Annotated in this window: 18 protein-coding genes; 7 read left to right on the top strand and 11 right to left on the bottom strand. The window is 71.9% G+C overall.

Annotated elements, in window-relative coordinates:
- Positions 1 to 6: 6 nt before the first annotated feature.
- Both ACFWVC_RS20780 and ACFWVC_RS20775 read right to left on the bottom strand, forming a co-directional pair.
- Positions 7 to 744, bottom strand: a complete 738-nt coding sequence (locus ACFWVC_RS20780; RefSeq protein ID WP_384287760.1) for an SAM-dependent methyltransferase — start codon at positions 742 to 744, stop codon at positions 7 to 9.
- A 240-nt stretch (positions 745 to 984) separates the two neighbouring features.
- The gene (locus ACFWVC_RS20775; protein ID WP_384287758.1) at positions 985 to 2,166 is read right to left on the bottom strand and encodes a cytochrome P450; all 1,182 of its coding nucleotides are present in this window, start codon (positions 2,164 to 2,166) and stop codon (positions 985 to 987) included.
- Positions 2,167 to 2,355: 189 nt separating this feature from the next.
- Here ACFWVC_RS20775 and ACFWVC_RS20770 point away from each other — a divergent pair, with 189 nt between their 5' ends.
- On the top strand, positions 2,356 to 2,811 hold the full coding sequence (locus ACFWVC_RS20770) for a tellurite resistance TerB family protein (protein WP_384287757.1): 456 nt from the start codon (positions 2,356 to 2,358) through the stop codon (positions 2,809 to 2,811).
- A gap of 49 nt (positions 2,812 to 2,860) precedes the next feature.
- Here the strand turns inward: ACFWVC_RS20770 and ACFWVC_RS20765 are convergent, their stop codons facing one another.
- The 7 genes from ACFWVC_RS20765 to ACFWVC_RS20735 form a co-directional block, all read right to left on the bottom strand.
- A complete protein-coding gene (locus tag ACFWVC_RS20765; RefSeq protein WP_384287755.1) occupies positions 2,861 to 3,742 on the bottom strand; it encodes a hypothetical protein in 882 nt (293 codons plus the stop codon).
- Entirely contained in the window at positions 3,739 to 4,749 is a 1,011-nt protein-coding gene (locus tag ACFWVC_RS20760; RefSeq protein ID WP_384287753.1) for a hypothetical protein, read from the bottom strand. The genes ACFWVC_RS20765 and ACFWVC_RS20760 overlap by 4 nt, the downstream gene beginning before the upstream one ends.
- Positions 4,746 to 6,959 carry a hypothetical protein gene (locus tag ACFWVC_RS20755; protein WP_384287750.1) on the bottom strand — a complete coding sequence of 738 codons (2,214 nt, stop codon included), beginning with the start codon at positions 6,957 to 6,959 and terminating at the stop codon, positions 4,746 to 4,748. The genes ACFWVC_RS20760 and ACFWVC_RS20755 overlap by 4 nt, the downstream gene beginning before the upstream one ends.
- A 118-nt stretch (positions 6,960 to 7,077) precedes the next feature.
- Positions 7,078 to 7,992 carry a LysR family transcriptional regulator gene (locus ACFWVC_RS20750; RefSeq protein ID WP_384287748.1) on the bottom strand — a complete coding sequence of 305 codons (915 nt, stop codon included), beginning with the start codon at positions 7,990 to 7,992 and terminating at the stop codon, positions 7,078 to 7,080.
- 4 nt (positions 7,993 to 7,996) lie between these two features.
- On the bottom strand, positions 7,997 to 9,190 hold the full coding sequence (locus tag ACFWVC_RS20745) for a glycine C-acetyltransferase (protein ID WP_384287745.1): 1,194 nt from the start codon (positions 9,188 to 9,190) through the stop codon (positions 7,997 to 7,999).
- A 109-nt stretch (positions 9,191 to 9,299) separates the two neighbouring features.
- Complete coding sequence (gene tdh / locus ACFWVC_RS20740) at positions 9,300 to 10,328, bottom strand: L-threonine 3-dehydrogenase (RefSeq protein WP_384287742.1); 1,029 nt, start codon at positions 10,326 to 10,328, stop codon at positions 9,300 to 9,302.
- Positions 10,329 to 10,554: 226 nt separating this feature from the next.
- Positions 10,555 to 11,037, bottom strand: coding sequence for a peroxiredoxin (locus ACFWVC_RS20735; protein ID WP_384287740.1), 483 nt, complete (start codon positions 11,035 to 11,037; stop codon positions 10,555 to 10,557).
- Between the two features lie 167 nt (positions 11,038 to 11,204).
- Between ACFWVC_RS20735 and ACFWVC_RS20730 the strand changes: the two genes are divergently transcribed.
- On the top strand, positions 11,205 to 11,816 hold the full coding sequence (locus tag ACFWVC_RS20730; protein WP_384287738.1) for a TetR/AcrR family transcriptional regulator: 612 nt from the start codon (positions 11,205 to 11,207) through the stop codon (positions 11,814 to 11,816).
- Between the two features lie 54 nt (positions 11,817 to 11,870).
- Here ACFWVC_RS20730 and ACFWVC_RS20725 read toward each other — a convergent pair whose 3' ends face one another.
- Together ACFWVC_RS20725 and ACFWVC_RS20720 are read right to left on the bottom strand one after the other, a co-directional pair.
- The gene (locus ACFWVC_RS20725) at positions 11,871 to 12,683 is read right to left on the bottom strand and encodes an AIM24 family protein (RefSeq protein ID WP_384287735.1); all 813 of its coding nucleotides are present in this window, start codon (positions 12,681 to 12,683) and stop codon (positions 11,871 to 11,873) included.
- 46 nt (positions 12,684 to 12,729) lie between these two features.
- Positions 12,730 to 14,007 (bottom strand): ROK family protein, encoded by a 1,278-nt coding sequence (locus tag ACFWVC_RS20720; RefSeq protein ID WP_384287733.1) that lies wholly within the window; start codon positions 14,005 to 14,007, stop codon positions 12,730 to 12,732.
- 138 nt (positions 14,008 to 14,145) lie between these two features.
- Here ACFWVC_RS20720 and ACFWVC_RS20715 point away from each other — a divergent pair, with 138 nt between their 5' ends.
- From ACFWVC_RS20715 to ACFWVC_RS20695, 5 genes are all read left to right on the top strand, one after another.
- Positions 14,146 to 15,462, top strand: coding sequence for an ABC transporter substrate-binding protein (locus tag ACFWVC_RS20715; RefSeq protein WP_384287731.1), 1,317 nt, complete (start codon positions 14,146 to 14,148; stop codon positions 15,460 to 15,462).
- A gap of 14 nt (positions 15,463 to 15,476) precedes the next feature.
- A complete protein-coding gene (locus tag ACFWVC_RS20710; protein ID WP_384287728.1) occupies positions 15,477 to 16,481 on the top strand; it encodes a carbohydrate ABC transporter permease in 1,005 nt (334 codons plus the stop codon).
- A complete protein-coding gene (locus tag ACFWVC_RS20705) occupies positions 16,474 to 17,334 on the top strand; it encodes a carbohydrate ABC transporter permease (RefSeq protein ID WP_384287726.1) in 861 nt (286 codons plus the stop codon). Before ACFWVC_RS20710 ends, ACFWVC_RS20705 begins: the two co-directional genes overlap by 8 nt.
- A gap of 37 nt (positions 17,335 to 17,371) precedes the next feature.
- Complete coding sequence (locus ACFWVC_RS20700) at positions 17,372 to 18,730, top strand: GH1 family beta-glucosidase (RefSeq protein ID WP_384287724.1); 1,359 nt, start codon at positions 17,372 to 17,374, stop codon at positions 18,728 to 18,730.
- Positions 18,731 to 18,800: 70 nt separating this feature from the next.
- Complete coding sequence (locus tag ACFWVC_RS20695; RefSeq protein WP_384287722.1) at positions 18,801 to 20,747, top strand: RICIN domain-containing protein; 1,947 nt, start codon at positions 18,801 to 18,803, stop codon at positions 20,745 to 20,747.
- Positions 20,748 to 20,837: the final 90 nt, after the last annotated feature.

Genomic DNA, 20,837 nt, shown 5'->3' with positions numbered 1-20,837 from the left:
GCCGGATCATGCGGTGGTGCGCCGCAGCAGGAGGGTGACGAAGCCGAGCGTGCCCCGATAGCCGTGCAGCCACTCCGTGCGGTGCCGGGCGGCCGCGTCGAGGGCCTGGCCGCTGCCGGGGTCGGCGGGGTGGTCCAGCGCCCAGGCGGCGAGGGAGCCGGTCCAGGACCACTCGTACTCGTCCCACTCCTGACGTGTGCTGATGTGGCCGTACACCGGGGTCCATCCGTCGGCGACGACACGGTCGACGGTGGTGGGCAGGTCGTCGAAGACTCCCAGCATCTCCACCAGGGCGGGTTCGGGCTCCTTTTCCCAGAAGCCTTCGCCCACGAGGGCGTGGCCGCCGGGAGCCAGATGCTCGCGGACCGCGGACAGGGTCGCGGACAGGCCGCCGAAGGCGTGCGTCGCACCCACGCTGAGAACGAGGTCGAAGGGGGCCGCGGAGGTGTGGCGGCGGGCGTCCTCCTCGTGCAGGACCAAGCGGTCGGCGACGTCGAGGGCGGCTGCCGTCCGGGCCGCCTTGTCCAGGGCCGCCGCGTCGTTGTCGACGCCTTCCGCGGTCACCTTCGCGTGGTCGGCCAGTGCGCGCAGCAGCCAGGCGCCTTCGCCGCAGCCGAGGTCCAGTACGCGTTCGTCGCCCCGGCGCAGCGCGCGGTCGAGCAGGCTGCGCACGGAGGCGTCGTCGAGCGGCGCGGCTACGGGGTGGTCGCTGTGCGCGATGCGGGAGATCCGTCGGCGGTCCATCGGCGCAGCCTCCCAGGCCCGTCGTGTCACCGCATCCGGTTAATTCCCGCCGCGCGTGCAACGCGACGGGACGGAATGGTGGTTTGCCATTTCAGAAGGGTCAGAAGGGCCATACGGGCCAGCCGGGTCATACGAGCCGGAAAGGCCGGAGGGGGGACGACGGACGTGGTGAACACGATCGAAGCGGGGACGGGCTCGTGCCGCTCCACGGAGCGGGGTCCCTGCAGCCGCCGCGGGCACTCAGCCGAAGCGCACCGGCAGGCTGCGGACGCCGCGCATGAGCATGCCCGGCAGCCACTGGAGGGCTTCGGGTTCGGTGTCCAGGGCGAGACCGGGGCAGCGTTCGAGCAGGGAGCCGATGGCGACGCGGCCTTCGAGCCGGGCCAGCGGTGCGCCCAGGCAGTGGTGGAGGCCGTGGCCGAAGGCGACGTGGCCGCGCGCGTCGCGGCGGATGTCGAAGCGGTCGGGGTCGCCGAAGCGGTCCGGGTCGCGGTCGGCGGAGGCGAGGGCGACGAGCACGGGCTCCCGGGCCGGGAGGACGGTGCCGGAGATCTCCACGGGCTCGGAGGTGAAGCGGTAGGTCGCGGTCTCCACGGGCCCGTCGTAGCGGAGCATCTCCTCGACGGCGCCGTCGAGGAGGCCCTTGTCCGCTCGCAGAAGGGCGAGTTGGTCCGGGTGGGTGAGCAGGGCGCGGACGCCGTTGGAGATCAGGTTGACCGTCGTCTCGTGGCCCGCGACGAGCAGCAGGAAGGCCATGCCGCTCAGCTCCGGGCGGGACAGCCGGTCGCCGTCCTCGGCGACGGTGCGGATCAGGGCGCTCATCAGGTCGTCGCCGGGCGTGCAGCGCTTGTCCTCGATCAGCTCGTCCAGATAGTCGGCAAGCTGCTCGAACGCTGCTCGCTCGGCTTCCGGGCCGGTCGGCGCGACCACCTCGTTCGACCACCCGCGGAACGCCGCACGGTCGAGGTCCGGCACGCCCAGCAGCTCGCAGATGACGGTGATCGGCAGCGGATAGGCCAGGGACTCGACGAGATCCGCGCGGGCACCGGGCCGGCCGAGCATCGCGTCCAGCAGGCCGTCGGTGATCTCCTGCACCCGGGGCGCCAGTTGATCGATCCGCCGGGCGGTGAACTCACGGGCGACGAGCTTGCGCAGCCGCGTGTGCTCGGGCGGATCGGACACCAGCATGTGGCGGCCGAGGAGCTCCTCGTCGTACGAGGTCCAGCCGAGCGCGCGGGCGTCCTTGGCGAGGCGCGGGTCGGTCAGTGCCGCCCGTGCCTGGTCGTGGCCGACGATCAGCCACAGCTCGCCCTCGAGTGTGCGCACGCGGTGCACCGGGCCCAGCTCGCGCAGCCGGGCGTACACCGGATAGGGATCGGCGGTGAATTCCTCGCCAAGGGCTGTCAGGTCAACCGTCTCCATCTCTGCACGGTAACTCGCGGGCCGCCGCTGCGAGAGATGCCCTGCGGGTCGCCGGCGCCGTTTCCCGGCCACGGCGGTCCGCGGGGGGGGCGTCGGGGACCACCGCGCCATGGGCACCTCAGGGAGCGCTGCTTCGTTGGCCCCATTGCCCACGCCGACGCGTGAACAGAGAAACCGAGGAGTTTTCCCGTGGCCTTCTGGGACCGGCTCAAGGACAACACTGCCTCCCTGCAGACACAGCTCGTCGCCAAGAAGAACGACCTCAAGAGCGGTGCCTTCCGTGACGCGAGCATGGCGATGTGCGCCCTGGTCGCCGCCGCCGACGGCACCGTCGACCCGTCGGAGCGGGCGCGGGTCGCCCAGCTCATCACCACCAACGAGGTGCTGCAGAACTTCCCGGCGGCCGACCTGCAGCGGCGCTTCGACGACTACCTGAACAAGCTCACCGCCGACTTCGAGTTCGGCAAGGTCAGCGTGCTCCAGGAGGTCGCCAAGGCCAAGAAGAAGCCGGCCGAGGCACGTGCCGTCGTGCAGATCGGGATCGTCATCGGCGGCGCCGACGGCAATTTCGACAAGACCGAACAGGGGGTCGTCCGCGAGGCCTGCTACGCGCTCGACCTGGCGCCCGCCGAGTTCGACCTGTAGGGCGCGGCACCCGTTCCGGGCTCGCCGCCGCGGCGGGCCCGGCCGGGCCTCAGGTGATCACCGCGATGACCGCTCCGAGGGCGCCGAGCGCACCCAGCACCAGGAGGGTGAGCACGAGACCCGTCCTGCCGAGGGCATCGGTCATGCGCCGGACGGAGTCCTCCAGGAACGACTGGCCGTTCTGCCGGTCCCACTTCGCGTGGACGGGACGTCCGACCCTCGCGCCGAGCGCGTGCAACGGGCGCAGCGCCAGGAGGGATTCGCTGCCGAGCAGGGAGGTGACGATCAGGAGCGGCCGGGCGCCGGACCCCACGAGGCGGGCCCGGTCGAGGCCGAACCCCGGCTGTGCGTAGCGGTGTTCGAGGTCGGCGAGCATGCCGGCCGCCGCAACCCGTTCGCCCGGGGAGTCGGGGAGCAGCCGGATCTCGTTGGGGCCCGGCAAGGCGACCGCCTCCGGGGCGCAGGCACGGGCGCGTTCCAGCAGGGCGTCCCAGCCGGGGGCGTCGACGGCGAAGCCCGGGGTGTCCGCCGGGTGGCCATGGGCGACGGGCAGGCCCTCCGCCATGCCCCCGGTGAGGAACAGCCGTGCGACCGAGAGCAGTTCGGGTGGCGGCAGTCCCTTGTCCCCCACGCCCGGACCGGTGCCGAGCAGCAGCAGCCGGATGGGGCGGCGCATGTGGTCGCCGCTGTCGTCCCCCGAGGGCAGCCCGGTCAGCAGCAGGACCCACAGGGGCCGGCCGCCCGCGCCGTCCTTGAGGGCGTACAGGAGGAGGGAGGACTTGGTGTCGTCCACGAGGTCGTTGAGGGAGCGGCCGGCACAGCCTTGCAGCAGCAGTCCGGGGTCGGCGCCCGGGGCCCGGCCCGCGGGCAGCCATGTGTAGCCCTGCTCGGGAAGCCGGCCGCGCGAGTGGAAGGACCAGGCGACGGTCACGCCCGGCCCCTCACCGCGCCGGCGGCCGGGCTCAGGTGCGGGTGGTCCTGGACCACCTGGAGGCCGTCCCGTTCGGAGCCCGACTTCGCGAACGTCGCGACGGCGTCCTGGAGCGCGAGGTCGGTGCCGAACACCTCGTCGACCGCTTCCCGCCAGAACCCGCGTTTGCGGCGGTACTCGCCGAGGACGAAGCGCAGCGCGTACCGCAGCGGCTGGTCGGTGTCGACGGGCCGGTAGGGCGCGCCGGGCGTGCGGCTGCGGTAGTGGAACTGCACACCGCCGCCCGGCGTTTCCTTGATCGTGGAGAAGACGATGGAGCCGGTGGTCTGCACGGGCGTGATGACGCAGCCCACGCGCGGGCGCACATCGGCGTGGGCGATGTAGTCCAGCAGTGGGCGGTAGCCCTCGCGCACCCGCTCCATCAGGGCCTCGGTCCCCTGGCGGGTGGCGACCCAGCGCTCGCACTTCAGCGGCACGATGATCAGCAGGCGCGGCCGCTGCTCGTCCTCGACGACCAGTTCCTTGATCCGCTCGTACATCAGGTGCGGCAGGTTGATGCGCTGGTGGTACTCACCGTCCAGCGCCATGAGCGCGGGCGTGTCGACGGCGAGGACCACGACCGGGCTGTTGTGGAGCGAGGCCCGCACCTTCCGGCCCACCGGGCTGCCGTCGAGGTCCCGCAGCACCTCGCCCGCGTAGTCGGTGAAGCACATCCGGAAGCGCGGCTTGCGGCCTTTGCGGCCGACCGCGATCTCGTAGCGGTGGACATCGGTGGTGGTGGTCTGCTCGATGCCGCCGCGTACCTGCACGGAGCGGGAGAGCGACTCCAGCACCGAGACCGCGTCGGTGAGCTTCGCGGCGGTCTCGCCCACCGGGGTGAGGTCGAGGTCCGTGGCCCCGGTCACGGAGGGGTACTGGACGTACATGGAGGCCAGCAGGGACGTCTTGCCCGCGCCCGAGGGGCCGAGCATGCCCACGTCGAGCACGTGGCGGCCGGACTCGCTCATGCCGCCGCCTCCTTCCCGGCGACCGCGCCGCGTTCGGCATCCGCGGCGGTGAGGGCCGCCAGCGACCGGACGGCCTCGGACCAGCGCCGCAGATGCGCCGCGTCCTCGGCGAGGGCCGCGAACCGGCCGGGCCAGATCTCGGCCCGTACGTCCTGGTAGAACACCCGCCACTCCTCCTTGGTCCCGGCCGCCGAGATCACCCGGTCATGGAACTCCTCCACGAGGGAGAAGACGGCCGCGCTGGGTTCCGCGAGCACCTTGTTCAACTCGCCGCGGCAGGCGAACAGCGCCTCGTCGTACGCGACTTCCAGCATCTCCAGCACTTCCTGCCCGCTGGGTGACCGGTCGTGCGGAAAGGGCATGGTGGGGCTGTCGGCGTGCAGCCCGTCGAGGCAGGTGCGCACCCGGTGCTGGAGCATGCCCCGGTACGACAGCTCGAAGCCGGCCAGCAGTTCCAGCGCGTAGCGGATCTCGCTGCCGCCCTCCTGCCGCACGCGCGGAATGCGCTCGGCGGTGCGCAGCAGGAACTCCCGGCCCCCGGCCCCGCCGAGGCCGCCCAGGCCACCCGGGCCACGCAGGACGTCGGCGACCTCGTCCTGCATGCGAGCGGTGCGGGCGTGCAGGGCGACGTCGCACTCCAGGAAGCGGCGGGACAGCCGGGCGCGAGACTCGTTGAGGTACTTGGCATAGGCGACGCTCAGGCCGCCCTCGGCGTCGGCGCGCGCGGTCAGCCGGGCGACCGTGGGGTGACCGGGGTCGTTCTGCGCGGCGTCGAGGATCTCCTCGACCGCGTCCGCGAGCAGTCCGTCGGTCAGATCGCGATCCTCGCGCAGGCTCCGTACGAGGGCGGCCAAGGCGTTCGCCATCTGCTCGTAGGTCTGCTCGAACAGGCCGTTGAAGGGCAGGAACCAGATCTCCGAGGGCTGAGCGAGGTCGGCGAGCCGGCCGGCCCGGGCGGCCAGCCGGGCGGTGCGCTCGCGCAGTTCGGCCAGCTTCTCGGCGCGCTCGGCCAGGTGCTGCTCGTCCAGCTCGTCCAGGTGGGCCACGAGGTGGTCGAGCACGCCGTCGGTCATGGCGGCGACCTCCTCGGGCCGGGTGCAGTCCACGATGTGCGCCGCGGCCACCTGGAAGCGGGAGGCCGGAAGCCACTCGTCCACCATCTTGCGGGCGTTGGCCGTGTTGTCGCCCGCGGAGCCGGTGACCCGGTTGACCACGAGGAAGGAGCAGCGGGCCAGTTCGGCGCCGGTCAGTCCGTCGCGGACGTGGTCGTAGAGCTGGTGGTCGTAGGTGTCGACGCCGTCGCCGAGCGGGTCGGGGCGGCGGACGAAGACCACCACGTCGATCTCGTCCCGCAGCGCGCCCACGATGCGCTGCGCGTCCTGGAGGTTGGTGTCACCGAGGCCCGGGAGGTCGATCAGCGACAGGCCGGTCCAGTCCTGCTGGGCGAAGTGCGTGGTGACGCGCACGTGCCGGACCGCACGGAAGGCGTGGTACCGCTGCTCGTCCCGCTCGTCGGACTGGGCGACGAACTCGCGGATGCGCTCGGGGCCGATGGGGTACGGCGAGTTCGTCGTCAGGTAGTGGCGGTACTCCGGCAGCGCGGCGTGGAAGGCCGCCAGGTGCCGGTAGCGGCTTCCCTCCACGGCGCTGTCGCCGTCGGGCGGCGGGGGCAGGGGGCGGGCGAACTCCGTCAGGGTGGTGGGCGCCGGGCCGAGGCCGAGTTCGGCGTAGTAGGGCGCGATCACCTCGTGGAGGAAGGAGCGTTCGGTGTGCAGGAAGACCTGCGCCCGGGTGGGCGCGCCGTCCTCGTGGCGCAGCACACTGGTGACACCGGTGCAGAAGCCGCCGTCGCCGGTCGGCACCTCGCGGTCCGACAGCCCGGTCAGGCTCCTGATCATGCGGCTCTTGCCCTGCCGGGCCCGCCCGATGACGCCGACGTTGAGGGTCGGGCGGCGGAAGCGGGACGCGGCGGCCTCCATCACGGCGGCCTCGGTGGGCAGTTCCTCCAGCAGGTCGCCCAGTTCCGCGCCGAGGGCCAGCAGGCGGTCCTGCGCCTCGTCGGGCACCAGGGCGAGCATCTCGGTACGCAGCGCGTCGAGTTCGCGCAGCCGGTCGAGCGTGTCCGTCACCCGGGCATGGGCCCCGTCCAGCCACTCGGCCCGCCGGGCCCGCCGGACCCGGATCTCCTCGATCCGCTCGGCACGTGACATCGTCTCCCCCGTCCCTGGACGCCTGCTCCCCTGCTCCCCCGGACGCTGCCGATGATGTCACCGCGGCACGGGAAGCGTCCGGTGTTTGCCGGAGTCGACCGCGCGGGGCGCCGCACGGCTACGCCGCGTCCTCCGCGGCGGCGCGCAGGGCGTCCAGGACGGGGCGCAGCAGCGGGTGGTCCTCGGCGCCGCGGCGGACCGCGGCGAAGACGCGGCGGGTGGCGACGACGTCGTGGACGGGGCGGACGGCGACCCCGGACAGGTCCATGTCGCGCAGCGCCGTGCGCGGTACGAGCGCGACGCCCGCGCCCGCCGCGGCGAGGGCCACGACGGCGCGGAAGTCGTCGGAGGAGTGCTCCAGGCGCGGCTGGAAGCCCGCGTACTCGCAGGCGAGCACGACCACGTCGTGGCAGGGGTTGCCGGGGTAGGGCCCGATCCACGTCTCGTCGGCGAGGTCGGCGACACGGACGGCCGAGGTCGCGGCATCCGCGAGCGCGTGGCCGGCGGGCAGGACCGCGTCGAAGGGCTCGGCGTACAGCGGGACGCGGGCGAGCCGCTGGTCGTCGGCGCTCGGGGCGCCCCGGTACTCGACCGCGACGGCTATCTCGGCGCGGCCGTCGAGCACCATCGGCAGCGACTCGTCGCCCTCGGCGTCGCGGACCCGCACCCGGATGCCCGGCGCCGTGCCGCGGAGCGCCGTGATCGCGGGGGCGAGCACGAGCGCGATGCCGGTGGCGAAGGAGGCGACGGTGACCTCTCCGGCCGCGCCGGAGTTGTACGCGGCCAGCTCGGCCTCGGCCCGCTCCAGCTGGGCGAGGACGACGTTGGCGTGTGTGAGCAGGATCTCACCGACGGGCGTCAGCTGGACGCCCCGGCCACCGCGCTCCAGCAGCCGGTGACCGGTCTCGCTCTCCAGCGCGGCGAGCTGCTGGGAGACCGCCGACGGCGTCAGGTACAGCGCGGCGGCCGCGGCGGTCACCGTCCGGTGGTCCGCCACGGCCCGCAGGGTCCGCAGCCGTCGTGCGTCGATCACCCATTCATCCTGCCAGGGCCTCGCGCGAAGCGATGAACGCGGCCACCGCCTTCTCGACGTCCTCGGTGGAGTGCGCGGCCGACAGCTGCACGCGGATGCGGGCCTTGCCGTGCGGCACGACGGGGTACGAGAAGCCGATCACGTAGACGCCGCGCTCCAGCAGCAGATCGGCCATCCGGCCCGCCTCCGCGGCGTCGCCGATCATGACGGGCGCGATGGGGTGGTCGCCGGGCAGGATCTCGAAGCCGGCCTCGGTCATCCGGGAGCGGAAGAGCGCGGTGTTCTCCGCGAGGCGGACGCGCAGCTCCTCGGAGTCCTCGATCAGGTCCAGGACCTTCAGCGAGGCGGCGGCGATCACCGGGGCGAGGGAGTTGGAGAACAGGTACGGACGCGAGCGCTGGCGCAGCAGCGCGACGATCTCCGCGCGGGCGGCGACGTAGCCGCCGGAGGCGCCGCCGAGGGCCTTGCCGAGGGTGCCGGTGATGATGTCGACCCGGTCCATCACGCCGTGCAGCGCGTGGGTGCCGCGGCCGCCGGGGCCGGTGAAGCCGACCGCGTGGGAGTCGTCGACCATGACCATGGCGTCGTAGCGGTCGGCGAGGTCGCAGATCTCGCGCAGCGGCGCCACGTAGCCGTCCATCGAGAAGACGCCGTCGGTGACGATCAGCCGGCGGCGGGCGTCGCCGGCCTCCTTCAGACGGGCCTCCAGCTCGGCCATGTCGCGGTTGGCGTAGCGCAGGCGGCGGGCCTTGGACAGCCGGATGCCGTCGATGATGCTGGCGTGGTTGAGGGCGTCGGAGATGACCGCGTCGCGCTCGTCGAGCAGGGTCTCGAAGACACCGCCGTTGGCGTCGAAGCAGGAGCTGTAGAGGATCGTGTCCTCGGTGCCGAGGAACGCCGACAGCCGCGCCTCCAGCTCCTTGTGGACCTCTTGCGTGCCGCAGATGAAGCGCACGGACGCCATGCCGTAGCCCCAGCGGTCCAGCGCCTCCTTGGCGGCCGCGGTGACCTCGGGGTGGTCGGCCAGGCCCAGGTAGTTGTTGGCGCAGAAGTTCAGCACGTCACCGGGGCGGCCGCCGGAGGTGACGCCGACCGACGCGCTCTGCGGCGTGCCGATCACGCGCTCGGGCTTGAACAGGCCCGCCTCGCGGATCTCGTCGAGGGTGCCGCGCAGGTCGTCGCGGACGGAGTCGAACATGGGGGTCTCCCGTGGGTTTCCGGGCCGGATCGGGGTGGTGGGGCGGGGCGGCACAGCCGGTTGCCGCGGAGGTTCGAGAACCTCCGCGGGGCGAACCGAGCCACAAAGATCAAACAGTCCAGTCGAGGACGATCTTGCCGCAGCGGCCGCCGGCGGCCTCGTCGAAGGCGGCGTCGAAGTCGCGGTGGGAGTAGCGGCCGGTGACCACGGGGGCGAGGTCGAGACCACCCTCCAGCAGCACGGACATGGCGTACCAGGTCTCGAACATCTCACGTCCGTAGATGCCCTTGATGGTGATCATCGAGGTCACGACCTTGGCGAAGTCGACCGCGAACTCCTGCGAGGGCAGGCCGAGCATCGCGATGCGCCCGCCGTGCGTCATGTTGTCGATCATGTCGCGCATGGCCTCGGGGCGGCCGGACATCTCCAGCCCGATGTCGAAGCCCTCGCGCAGGCCGAGCTCGCGCTGCCCGTCGGCGATGGTGGACTCCGCGACGTTCAGGGCGAGGCTGACGCCGATCTTGCGGGCGAGTTCGAGACGGTACTCGCTGACGTCGGTGATGACGACGTGGCGCGCGCCGGCGTGCTTGGCGACGGCGGCGGCCATGATGCCGATCGGGCCGGCGCCCGTGATCAGCACGTCCTCGCCCACCAGCGGGAAGGACAGCGCGGTGTGGACGGCGTTGCCGAAGGGGTCGAAGATCGCGGCGATGTCGAGGTCGACGGGGACGCGGTGCACCCACACGTTGGATGCGGGCAGCGCCACGTACTCGGCGAAGGCGCCGTTGCGGCCGACGCCCAGGCCGATGGTGTTGCGGCACAGGTGGCGGCGGCCGGCGAGGCAGTTGCGGCACTTGCCGCACACCAGGTGGCCCTCGCCGCTGACGAGGTCGCCGGCCTTGATGTCGGCGACGTCGGAGCCGACGGCCGCGACCTCGCCGACGAACTCGTGACCGAGGACCAGCGGGGTGTTCACGGCCTGCTGGGCCCAGCCGTCCCAGGCACGGATGTGCAGGTCGGTGCCGCAGATACCGGTCCGCAGCACCTTGATGAGGACGTCGCCGGGGCCGATCTCGGGCTCGGGGACGTCCCGCAGCCACAGGCCGGGCTCGGCCTTCTCCTTCACCAGTGCCTTCACTCTTGCGACTCCTGCCGGCAGACGATGTGGCCCGGTCCGCACGGGGGAACGCGGACCGGGCACGGAAGAACCCGGGGCGGAGCGGCGGCGCCCGTCGGCGCCTGCTCGCGCGGTGCGCCGGGCACACAGCAATCTGCCCGGCTCCGGGCGTTCAGTCCATCGATCTTTTCTTAAGCTCGGCAACAGCGCAGCTTCACGCTCGCCCGTAAGGGGGGCGCGGGGCGGCTCAGCGGGGGGCGAGCGCCGCCAGCTGGGCGACGATGGCGTCGGTGTCCTGGAAGGTCAGCCCGAGGCGGGCCACGTGCTTCCAGCGGATGATGCCGTCGGCGTCGACGATGAACACCGAGCGCTTGAGGCCGAGTCCGGGCATCGAGATGCCGTAGGCCTTGACCACCGAGCGGTCGGTGTCGGCGAGCAGCGGGAAGCGCAGGTCGCGCTTGCGGGCGAAGTGCTCGTGGCTGTCGAGGTCGCTGAGGTTGATCCCCCACACGGTGGCGCCGAGGTCGCGGAAGCGGTCCAGGTCCGAGGTGTAGGAGCACAGCTGCTTGGTGCACACGGCCGTGTCGTCGCCGGGGTAGAAGGCGAGCACCACCGGGGCACCGCGCTGCGCGGACAGGGAGTACTCGGCGCGCTCGGCGCCTGCGTCGGTGAGCAGCACCCCGGAGAGCGTGAAGTCGGGGGCAGGGGCGCCGATCTCGGGCACGGCCATGAGTGGGGGTCCTCTCGTACTGCGGGGGGGCGGGGGCGGGGCGGGCGCACCGCGTGCCGTGGGTCGGCGGCGCATGCGCGGCTCCGGGAACACCGAAGAATCAGGAAGATACAGAACGTTCGTTCTTGTCGGGACACTACGCGCGTCCGTCCGCTACCGTCAAGGACATGACCGCGCCACCCGACGCCCCACTCGCCCCCTCCGGCGCCGCCGTGCCCGCGGACGCCCCGCCGCGCGAGCGCATCCTGGCGACGGCGTCCCGGCTCTTCTACGCCGAGGGCATCCACGCGGTGGGCATGGACCGGATCGTCACCGAGGCGGCGACCACCAGGGCCACGCTCTACCGGCACTTCGCGGGCAAGGAACAGCTCGTCCTGAGCTACGTCCAGACCACGGACCGGCAGATCCGCTCCTACACCGAGGCCGCCCTGCGCGGCCTCGGGGCGCGGGAGGCGCTGCTCGCGGTGGCCGGTGCGCTGGGCGACCAGCTGTGCGCGCCGGGCTTCCGCGGCTGCCCCTTCCTCAACGCCGCCGCCGAGTACCCGGACCCGGCCGACCCCGTGACGCGTGCCATCGTCGCCCACCGCACATGGCTGCGGGAGCTGGCGGAACACCTGCTGAGCGAGGCGGGTGCGCGGGAGCCGGCCGAGGACGCCATGACGCTGATGATGCTGCGGGACGGCGCGGCGATGACGGCCGCGCTGAGCGACCCGACGGCCGTGCGGGCCGCCCTCGACCGGGCCCTGCGCAAGGTCCTGGAGGCCGCCGGGGCGGTGTGAGCCCGGGGCAGGACGGCGGGCGGAGGCTCGGCGGGCGGAGGGTGGGCCGGCGGGTCAGCCGGCGCGGGTGGAGAACAGACCGCCGGTGGGGCCCTGCTTGTCGCCGCCCTGGGCCTTCTTCAAGGCGTTGGCCAGTCCCTCGATGGTCATGGACTGCAGGATGACGCGGCCGTTGCCCTCCAGCGTGGCCAGTGACAGGCCCTCGCCACCGAAGACGGCGTTCATGATCCCCTGGCGGTTGAGCCCGCCGATGCGCTGCACGCCGTAGCGGACGCCGTCCTCGAAGGCCACGATGCAGCCGGTGTCGACCTCGATGCGGCCGCCGAAGTCCGCGGGGTTGAGGTCGATGAAGTTGCCCGCGCCCGCGATGATCACCGTGCCGCGGCCGGTGAACTTCTCCAGGATGAAGCCCTCACCGCCGCTCATGCCGCTGCGGCCGCCCTGGAAGGCGATGCCGAAGTCGACGGTGGACTCCGCCGCGACGAAGGCGTCCTTCTCGGCGAACCAGGCGCGCGACCCGTCCAGCTCCAGGGCCCGCATCTCGCCGGGCAGGACCCCGGCGAAGCCGACGGTGCCCTCGCCGCCGCTCGCGCTGAAGTACTGGAAGGCTATGCTCTCGCCGGCGAGCACACGCTGGCCGACCTGCATGGCGGTGCCCATGGCCTGGCGGAGCATGCCGCCCATGCCGCCCGCGCCGCGCTGGTCCTGCTGCTGTCCGCCGCCGGGCCCCGCGAGCCGGGTGTCCATGCTCACGTTCGCGGTCTTGAAGAGGAACTTGCCGGCCTCGCAGTAGACCGTCTGGCCGGGCTGGAGGGTGCACACAGCCATCTGCATGGCGTTGCCGACGATCTGCTGCTTGAGGGTCACCGCGGTCTCCGGGTCTTTCTGGGGTGTGCTGTCTCAGTCTGCTGTTTCAGGCGGACGTCCCTGACAACGACCGACCCGGACGATTCGGTTCCGCCTGCTCCTCGGACCGCGGCGCGGGTGCCGGCGCCCGGCCCCCGGCGTCGAGGAAGCGGGCGAGCGGCAGGGTGGCGGCGCCCACCGTGACCGCGTCGGGGCCCAGCAGCCCGAGCTCGATCGAGGTCTGGGCGCAGGGGTGGCGCAGCGCGTACGCGGCCGTGGCCTCCCGGACGGCGGGCAGCAGCCGGGGGCCGATCATCAGACCGGTCCAGCCGGCGAGCACGATGCGCTCGGGGTTGAAGAGGTTGACCAGGTCGGCGATGCCCGCGCCGAGGTACTCCGCGGTCTCGTCGAGCAGTTCCACGGCCGCACGGTCGCCGGCCTCGGCCGCGGTCATGAGGGCCGCGATCGCCGCCTCCTCGCTGACCCCGGCCGAGGCGTCGGAGTCCCAGCGGTCGATCAGGGCCTCGGCGCCGACGTACGCCTCCAGGCAGCCGCGGGCCCCGCAGCGGCAGAGGCGCCCGCCGACCTGGAGGGTGGTGTGCCCCCACTCGCCGGCGCTGCTGCTGGCCCCGCGGTACGGCTTGCCGTCGGCGACGACACAGGCGCCGACCCCGGAGCCGAGCAGGGCGATGACGGCGCTGCGGGCGCCGCGGCCGGCCCCGAACCACAACTCGGCCTGGCCGAGCGTCTTGGCGCCGTTGTCGATGTGGAGGGGCAGGCCGATACCCTCGGCCAGCAACGCGCCGAGCGGGACGGCGTCCCAGTCGATGGTCTGCCCGTGCACGACCGCGCCCGCGCCGCCGGTGCCCTGCTCGACGATGCCGGGGACACCGATGCCGACGCCGAGCACGAGCGCGGGGTCGACGCCGGAGTCCTCCAGGACCACCGAGAGCCCGTCGAGGATCAACTGCACGACCAGGGCGACGTCGTGGCCGCTGTCGGCCAGCGGCCGGTCGGTGGAGGAGAGTTCGGTCAGGGCGAGGTCGAAGAGGGTGACCCGGACCCCGGTCTCACCGACGTCGACTCCGATGACGAAGCCGTGCCGGGGGGCCACCTTGAGCATCACACGGGGGCGGCCGCCGTCGGACTCGACCGAGCCGGCCTCCTCCACGACGCCGTCCCCGATGAGCTCGGCGACCACGTTGCTGATCGAGCCGGTGCTGAGACCGGTGTCCCTGGCCAACTCTTGACGGCTGAGCGGGCCTTCGAAGTAGAGGTGGCGAAGGATCGCCGAACGGTTGCCCCGCCGCAGGTCACGGACGGTGCGCTTGCTTCGGTCTGCCATGGTGTTCCCTCCCCGGCTGAATGTATCGCTGCGCCAAGTCTTGACGCCAGGTTTTCTCAGACGTTAAATCACGCCTTGAATTAAGGCGTGACGCTCTTCATATCCCGAAGCCATCACCCCCTGAGAGGGTCCCCGGTCATGCACATCACCCGTACGACGGCCGCCGCCGCAGTCGCGGCCGCGCTCATCGCATCCGCAACCGCGTGTGGCGGCGGCTCCTCGACCGACGGCAGCGGCGACGGCGGCTCCAAGACGCTCACCTACTGGGCCAGCAACCAGGGCAGCAGCCTGGAGAACGACAAGGAAGTCCTGGAGCCCGAGCTCAAGAAGTTCGAGCAGCAGACCGGCATCAAGGTCAAGCTGGAAGTCGTCCCCTGGTCCGACCTCCTCAACCGGATCCTCGCCGCCGCCACCTCCGGCCAGGGCCCCGACGTGCTCAACATAGGCAACACCTGGTCCGCGTCGCTGCAGGCCACCGGCGCGCTGCGTCCATTCGACGCCAAGGCGTTCGACGCCATCGGCGGCAAGGACCGCTTCGTCGACGCCGCGCTGGGCGCGACCGGCGCCGAGGGCAAGGACCCGGCCGCGGTCCCGCTGTACTCGCTCGCGTACGGGCTCTACTACAACAAGAAGATGTTCGCCGACGCGGGCATCGACGCGCCGCCGGCCACCTGGGACGAGCTCGTCGCGGACGGCAAGAAGCTGACCAAGGGCGGGAAGTACGGCCTCGCGGTCGAGGGCGGCAACCTCTCGGAGAACGTCCACCACGCCTTCGTCTTCGGGAAGCAGCACGGCGCCGACTTCTTCGACGCCTCCGGCAAGCCGACCTTCACCACCCCTGAGGCGGTCGCGGCGGTCAAGCAGTACATCGACTTCATCGCCAAGGACAAGATCGCCGCCCCCGGCAACGCCGAGTACGCGGCCAACCAGTCCGTCGCCGACTTCGCCACCGGCAAGGCGGGCATGCTGCTGTGGCAGGCCGCCGGCTCCTCGCTGAAGTCCCACGGCATGAAGCCCGAGGACTACGGCGTCGCCCAGGTGCCGTTCCAGACCAAGGGCGCCACCGGTGACACCGCCGTCAACTCGATGGTCGCCGGCATCAACCTCGCCGTCTTCAAGAAGACCAAGAACGTCGACGGCGCCCTGAAGTTCGTGAAGTTCATGACCAGCGACGACGAGCAGAAGATCCTCAACGGGACCTACGGCTCGCTCCCGCCGGTCAAGGCCGCCCAGTCCGACGCCGCCTTCTCCACCCCGGACCTGAAGGTGCTCGCCGACGCGCTCGCCAACAGCGCCGCGCCGCTCCCGCAGGTCGCGAACGAGAGCCAGTTCGAGACCACCGTCGGCACGGCGATGAAGGACCTCTTCGCCGAGGCCGCCGCCGGGCACCCGGTCACCGACGACACCGTCAAGGCCGCCCTCGAGAAGGCCCAGCAGCAGATGCCGGCCTCGTGAGCGTGAAGCAACCCATGACCACCACCGTGCCGCCCGTACGGCACACCTCGAAGTCTCCTTCCTCCGGCGGCCGGCGGGCCGCCGGGGGAAGGCCCCGCCGGCGCCTGCTCTCCGCGCGGGTGCGTCGCGGCTCCCTGCCGTACGTCCTGCTGCTCCCCGCGCTCGCGCTGGAGCTGCTGATCCACCTGATCCCGATGGTCGTCGGCGTCGTGATGAGCTTCAAGGAGCTCACGCAGTTCTACATCAGCGACTGGTCGGCGGCGCCCTGGAAGGGCCTGGACAACTACCGCATGGCGGTGGACTTCAACGCGCCCGTCGGCAAGGACCTGCTCAACTCCTTCGTCGTCACCTGCGAGTTCACGCTGCTGGCCGTGGCCCTGTCCTGGCTGTTCGGCACCGCCGCCGCGATCCTCATGCAGGACGCGTTCCGGGGCCGGGGACTGCTGCGCGCGGTCTTCCTCGTCCCGTACGCGCTGCCGGTCTACGCGGCGGTGATCACCTGGTCGTTCATGTTCCAGCGCGACACCGGCATGATCAACCACGTCCTGCACGACCAGCTGCACCTCACCGACGGCAAGCCCTTCTGGCTGATCGGCGACAACAGCTTCTGGGCGCTGGTGACCGTCTCCGTGTGGCGTCAGTGGCCGTTCGCCTTCCTGTGCCTGATGGCCGGACTGCAGAACATCCCGCGCGAGCTGTACGAGGCGGCGGCGATGGACGGCGCCGGCATCTGGCAGCAGATCCGCCGGATCACCCTGCCCTCGCTGCGGCCGGTGAACCTGGTGCTGGTGCTCGTGCTGTTCCTGTGGACGTTCAACGACTTCAACACGCCCTATGTGCTGTTCGGACGGGCCGCGCCCGACGCCGCGGACCTGATCTCGATCCACATCTACCAGTCGTCCTTCGTGACCTGGAACTTCGGCTCCGGCTCGGCGATGTCCGTGCTCCTGCTGCTCTTCCTGCTCGTCGTGACGGCGCTCTACCTGCTCGTCACCTCCCTGAGGAGGCAGGATGACTGACATCCGCAGCCCCATGGCCTCGCCGCGCTCCTTCGTGTGGACCCGGCGGATCGTGCTGACGCTGCTGACGGCCTTCGCGCTGGCCCCCGTCTTCGTGATGGTGGTCTCCTCGCTGAAGCCGCTGCAGGACGTGCAGGGACCGTTCCGCTGGTTCCCGAGCGGCTTCACGCTGCGGCCCTACGCGGACATCTGGCACACGGTGCCGCTGGCCCGCTACTTCCTCAACTCGCTGATCGTGGCGGGCGGCGCGACCGTCGCCTCGGTGGCGGTGGCGATCTTCGCGGCGTACGCGGTCAGCCGCTACCGCTTCGCGGGCCGCCGCTTCTTCACGGTGACGATCCTGTCCACCCAGATGTTCCCCGGCATCCTCTTCCTGCTGCCGCTGTTCCTGATCTTCGTCAACCTCGGGAACACCACCGGCATCGCGCTGTACGGCAGCCGGGGCGGCCTGATCCTGACCTACCTCACCTTCTCGCTCCCCTTCTCCATCTGGATGCTGGCGGGCTACTTCGACTCGATCCCCCGGGACCTGGACGAGGCCGCCCTCGTCGACGGCAACGGCCCGCTCGGCGCGCTGTTCCGGGTCGTCGTCCCCGCCGCCGTGCCCGGCATCGTCGCGGTGTGCGTCTACTCCTTCATGACCGCGTGGGGCGAGGTCCTCTTCGCCTCGGTCATGACCAACGACACCACCCGCACCCTCGCCGTCGGCCTGCAGGGCTACGCCACGCAGACGGACGTGTACTGGAACCAGGTCATGGCCGCCTCGCTCGTGGTGAGCGTGCCCGTGGTCGCCGGGTTCCTGCTGCTGCAGCGCTACCTCGTGGCCGGCCTGACGGCCGGCGCCGTCAAGTGAGCGCCGAACCCTCGTACCCCCCTCCGAAAGGCAGTCCGTGACATCCGACCTCAGTGCGCTCCCCGCCGGCTTCGTGTGGGGCGCCGCGACGGCCTCGTACCAGATCGAAGGCGCCGTGGCCGAGGACGGCCGCGCGCCCTCCATCTGGGACACCTTCTCCCGCACCCCCGGCAAGGTCGCCGGCGGCGACACCGGCGACACCGCCTGCGACCACTACCACCGCTGGCCCGAGGACATCGGCCTGATGCGGCGCCTGGGCCTCGACGCGTACCGCTTCTCCATCGCGTGGCCGCGCGTGATGCCGCAGGGCGGCGGCCCGGTCAACCCGGCGGGCCTCGCCTTCTACGACCGGCTCGTCGACGGGCTGCTGGAAGCGGGGATCACCCCCTTCCCGACGCTCTACCACTGGGACCTCCCGCAGGCGCAGCAGGACCGCGGCGGCTGGCCGGAGCGCGAGACCGCGCTGCGCTTCGCCGACTACGCCTCCGTGGTGGCCGAGCGCCTCGGTGACCGCGTCACCCAGTGGGCGACCCTCAACGAGCCGCTGTGCTCGGCCTGGATCGGCCACCTCCAGGGCGAGATGGCCCCGGGCCTCACCGACCTGACCGCCGCCGTACGCGCCTCGTACCACCTGCACCTGGGTCACGGCCTGGCCGTGCAGGCGCTGCGCGCCGCCGTCCCGCAGGCCCAGATCGGCATCGTCAACAACCTCAGCCCCAGCGAGCCGGCCTCCGACCGGCCCGAGGACGTCGCCGCCGCCCTGCGCGCCGACGGCCACACCAACCGCTGGTGGCTCGACCCGATCCACGGCCGGGGCTACCCCGAGGACATGCTGAAGCTCTACGGGGTCGAACTGCCCGTCCAGGACGGCGACATGGAGACCATCGCCGCGCCGCTGGACTGGCTGGGCCTGAACTACTACTTCCGTGACATCGTTGCCGACGACCCCTCGGGACCGGTCCCGCACACCCGCGCCCTGCGCATCCCCGACGTCCGCCGCACCGCGATGGACTGGGAGGTGCACGCCGAGGGCCTGGAGAAGCTGCTGCTGCGGCTGACCGAGGAGTACGGCGCGCGGAAGATCTACGTCACGGAGAACGGCTCGGCCTACGAGGACCACGTCGGCCCCGACGGCCAAGTCCACGACCCCGAGCGCACCGCCTACCTGGAGGAGCACCTGGCCGCCTGCGCCCGCGCGGTGCGCGCCGGCGCCCCGCTGGCCGGCTACTTCGCCTGGTCGCTGCTGGACAACTTCGAGTGGGCGTACGGCTACGCCAAGCGCTTCGGGCTCGTCCACGTCGACTACGAGACCCAGCAGCGCACCGTCAAGGGCAGCGGAAGCCGGTACGCCGACATCATCGCCGCCCACCGCCGCCGCGCCCGCAGCGCGGCCTGACCCCGGGCGCCCCGGCGCCCGTCGACCTCCCTCGCACGCACCCCACGTCCTTCCCCACAAGGAGCACGCGATGCGACAACACCCCCACATCAGAAGGGTGATCGCCGTCCTGGCGGCGGTCGCCGCGGCCTTCGCCGCGTTAACCGTGGCCGGCCCGAGCGCGGCCGCCGCCACCGCCGTGCAGGTCACCATGACCACGACCTCCGACGGCAAGACGGTCGTCAAGGGCCTCCAGGCCCAGACCCCGACCGCCTTCGAGGCGGGTGACGGCAGCGGCGGGACGGTCATCACGGTCGATCCCGCCGCCCGTTACCAGCCCTTCGAGGGCGGCGGGGCGTCCTTCACCGACAGCGCCGCCTGGCTGATGAACTCCTCCGGCGCGCTGTCGGCGGCCACCCGCGACGCGACCATGCGCAAGCTGTTCTCCCCCACCGACGGCATCGGGCTGGGCTTCCTGCGCAACCCCATGGGCGCCTCCGACATCGCGCGCAGCCACTACACGTACGACGACACCTGCTGCGACCTGGCCGACTTCTCCATCTCACGGGACCTCGCCGACGTCCTGCCGCTCACGCAGCAGGCGCGTCAGCTCAACCCGGCCCTGAAGATCATGGCGGTGCCGTGGTCGGCGCCGGCGTGGATGAAGGACAACGGCAAGCTGACCCAGATGGGCAAGCTGAAGCCGGAGTTCTACGACATGTACGCGCAGTACTTCGTGAAGTACCTCCAGGCGTACGAGCAGCGCGGCGTCCACATCGACTACGTGTCCGTGCAGAACGAGCCCCAGTGCTGCGGCGCGGACAGCAGCTATCCCACGATGGAGTGGACCGGCGCCACGCTGCTGGACTTCACCAAGAACCATCTCTTCCCCGCCTTCCGCTCGGCCGGGATCACCACCAAGGCGCTGATCCACGACTGGAACCACGGCGACTGGAACACCACCGGCGCCGGCCAGCTCGCCGACGCCGCGCTGCGCGGCGACCCGCTGTTCGGCGGCGTCGCCTGGCACGGCTACGCGCCCACCCCGCCCAACTACGCCTTCGGCAGCACGATCCAGAGCCAGTACCCGGGCGTACCGCAGTACGAGACCGAGCACTCAGGCGGCACCTGGGTCGCCGACCAGCAGCTGGAGGACCTGCGGGACATCACCGGCTTCACCCGCAACTGGGCCCGCTCCTACGTGAAGTGGTCGCTGGCGCTGGACCAGGCCATGGGCCCGCACGCGGGCGGCTGCGGCACCTGCACCGGGCTGATCACGGTGCACAACGGGGACGCGCGCAGCGGCCAGGTCGACTACACCGTCGAGTACTACACCATGGGGCAGCTGACGAAGTTCGTCCGCGCGGGCGCGGTGCGGATCGGCAGCAACGCCACCGACCCGGTGTGGAACACGGCGTTCGTCAACAGTGACGGGCAGCGGGTGCTGGTCACCCACAACTCCTCGTCGTCCACCCAGCAGGTCACCGTCCGCGAGGCCGGGCAGCACTTCTCGTACAGCCTGCCGGCCCGCGCCACGACCACCTTCACCTGGTCCGGCGCGCCGACCGGCGGGCCCGGGGACGGCATCAGCACCTCCGCCTGGTACCAGGTGACCGGCGCGGGCTCCGGCAAGTGCGTGGACGCCACCGACCGGGGCACGGCCAACGGCACGGCCGTGCAGCAGTGGAGCTGCGTCGCGGGGCAGACCAACCAGCAGTGGCAGTTCCGCGCGACCGACAGCGGCTACTACCGGGTGGTGAACCGCAACGCGGCGGCCACCGAGCAGGTGTGGGACGTCACCGGCGGCTCCACGGCGACGGGTGACTCCGTGCCCGTGCAGCTCTGGCAGTGGTCCTCCGGCACCAACCAGCAGTGGAAGCCGGTGCTCCAGCCGGACGGCTCCTACGTCTTCACCGCCCGGCACAGCGCCAAGTGCCTGGACGTCGCCGCCGCCTCGGCGGCCGACGGGGCCCGGATCCAGCAGTACACCTGCAACGGCACCACCGCCCAGTCCTTCCGGCTCGCGCCGGTGGGCTGACCCGACCCGCGGGGCGGCCGGGGTCCGGGGGGATGCCCGGGCCCCGCCGGCCCAATCCCCGGGGCCGGGACCGGCCCCGGGGGGCGGGGT

The organism is Streptomyces sp. NPDC058691 (assembly GCF_042714775.1).
Classification (GTDB): Bacteria; Actinomycetota; Actinomycetes; order Streptomycetales; family Streptomycetaceae; genus Actinacidiphila.
The sequence above is the reverse complement of the archived record's forward strand: the minus strand, read 5'-3'. Positions and strand labels throughout refer to the sequence as shown.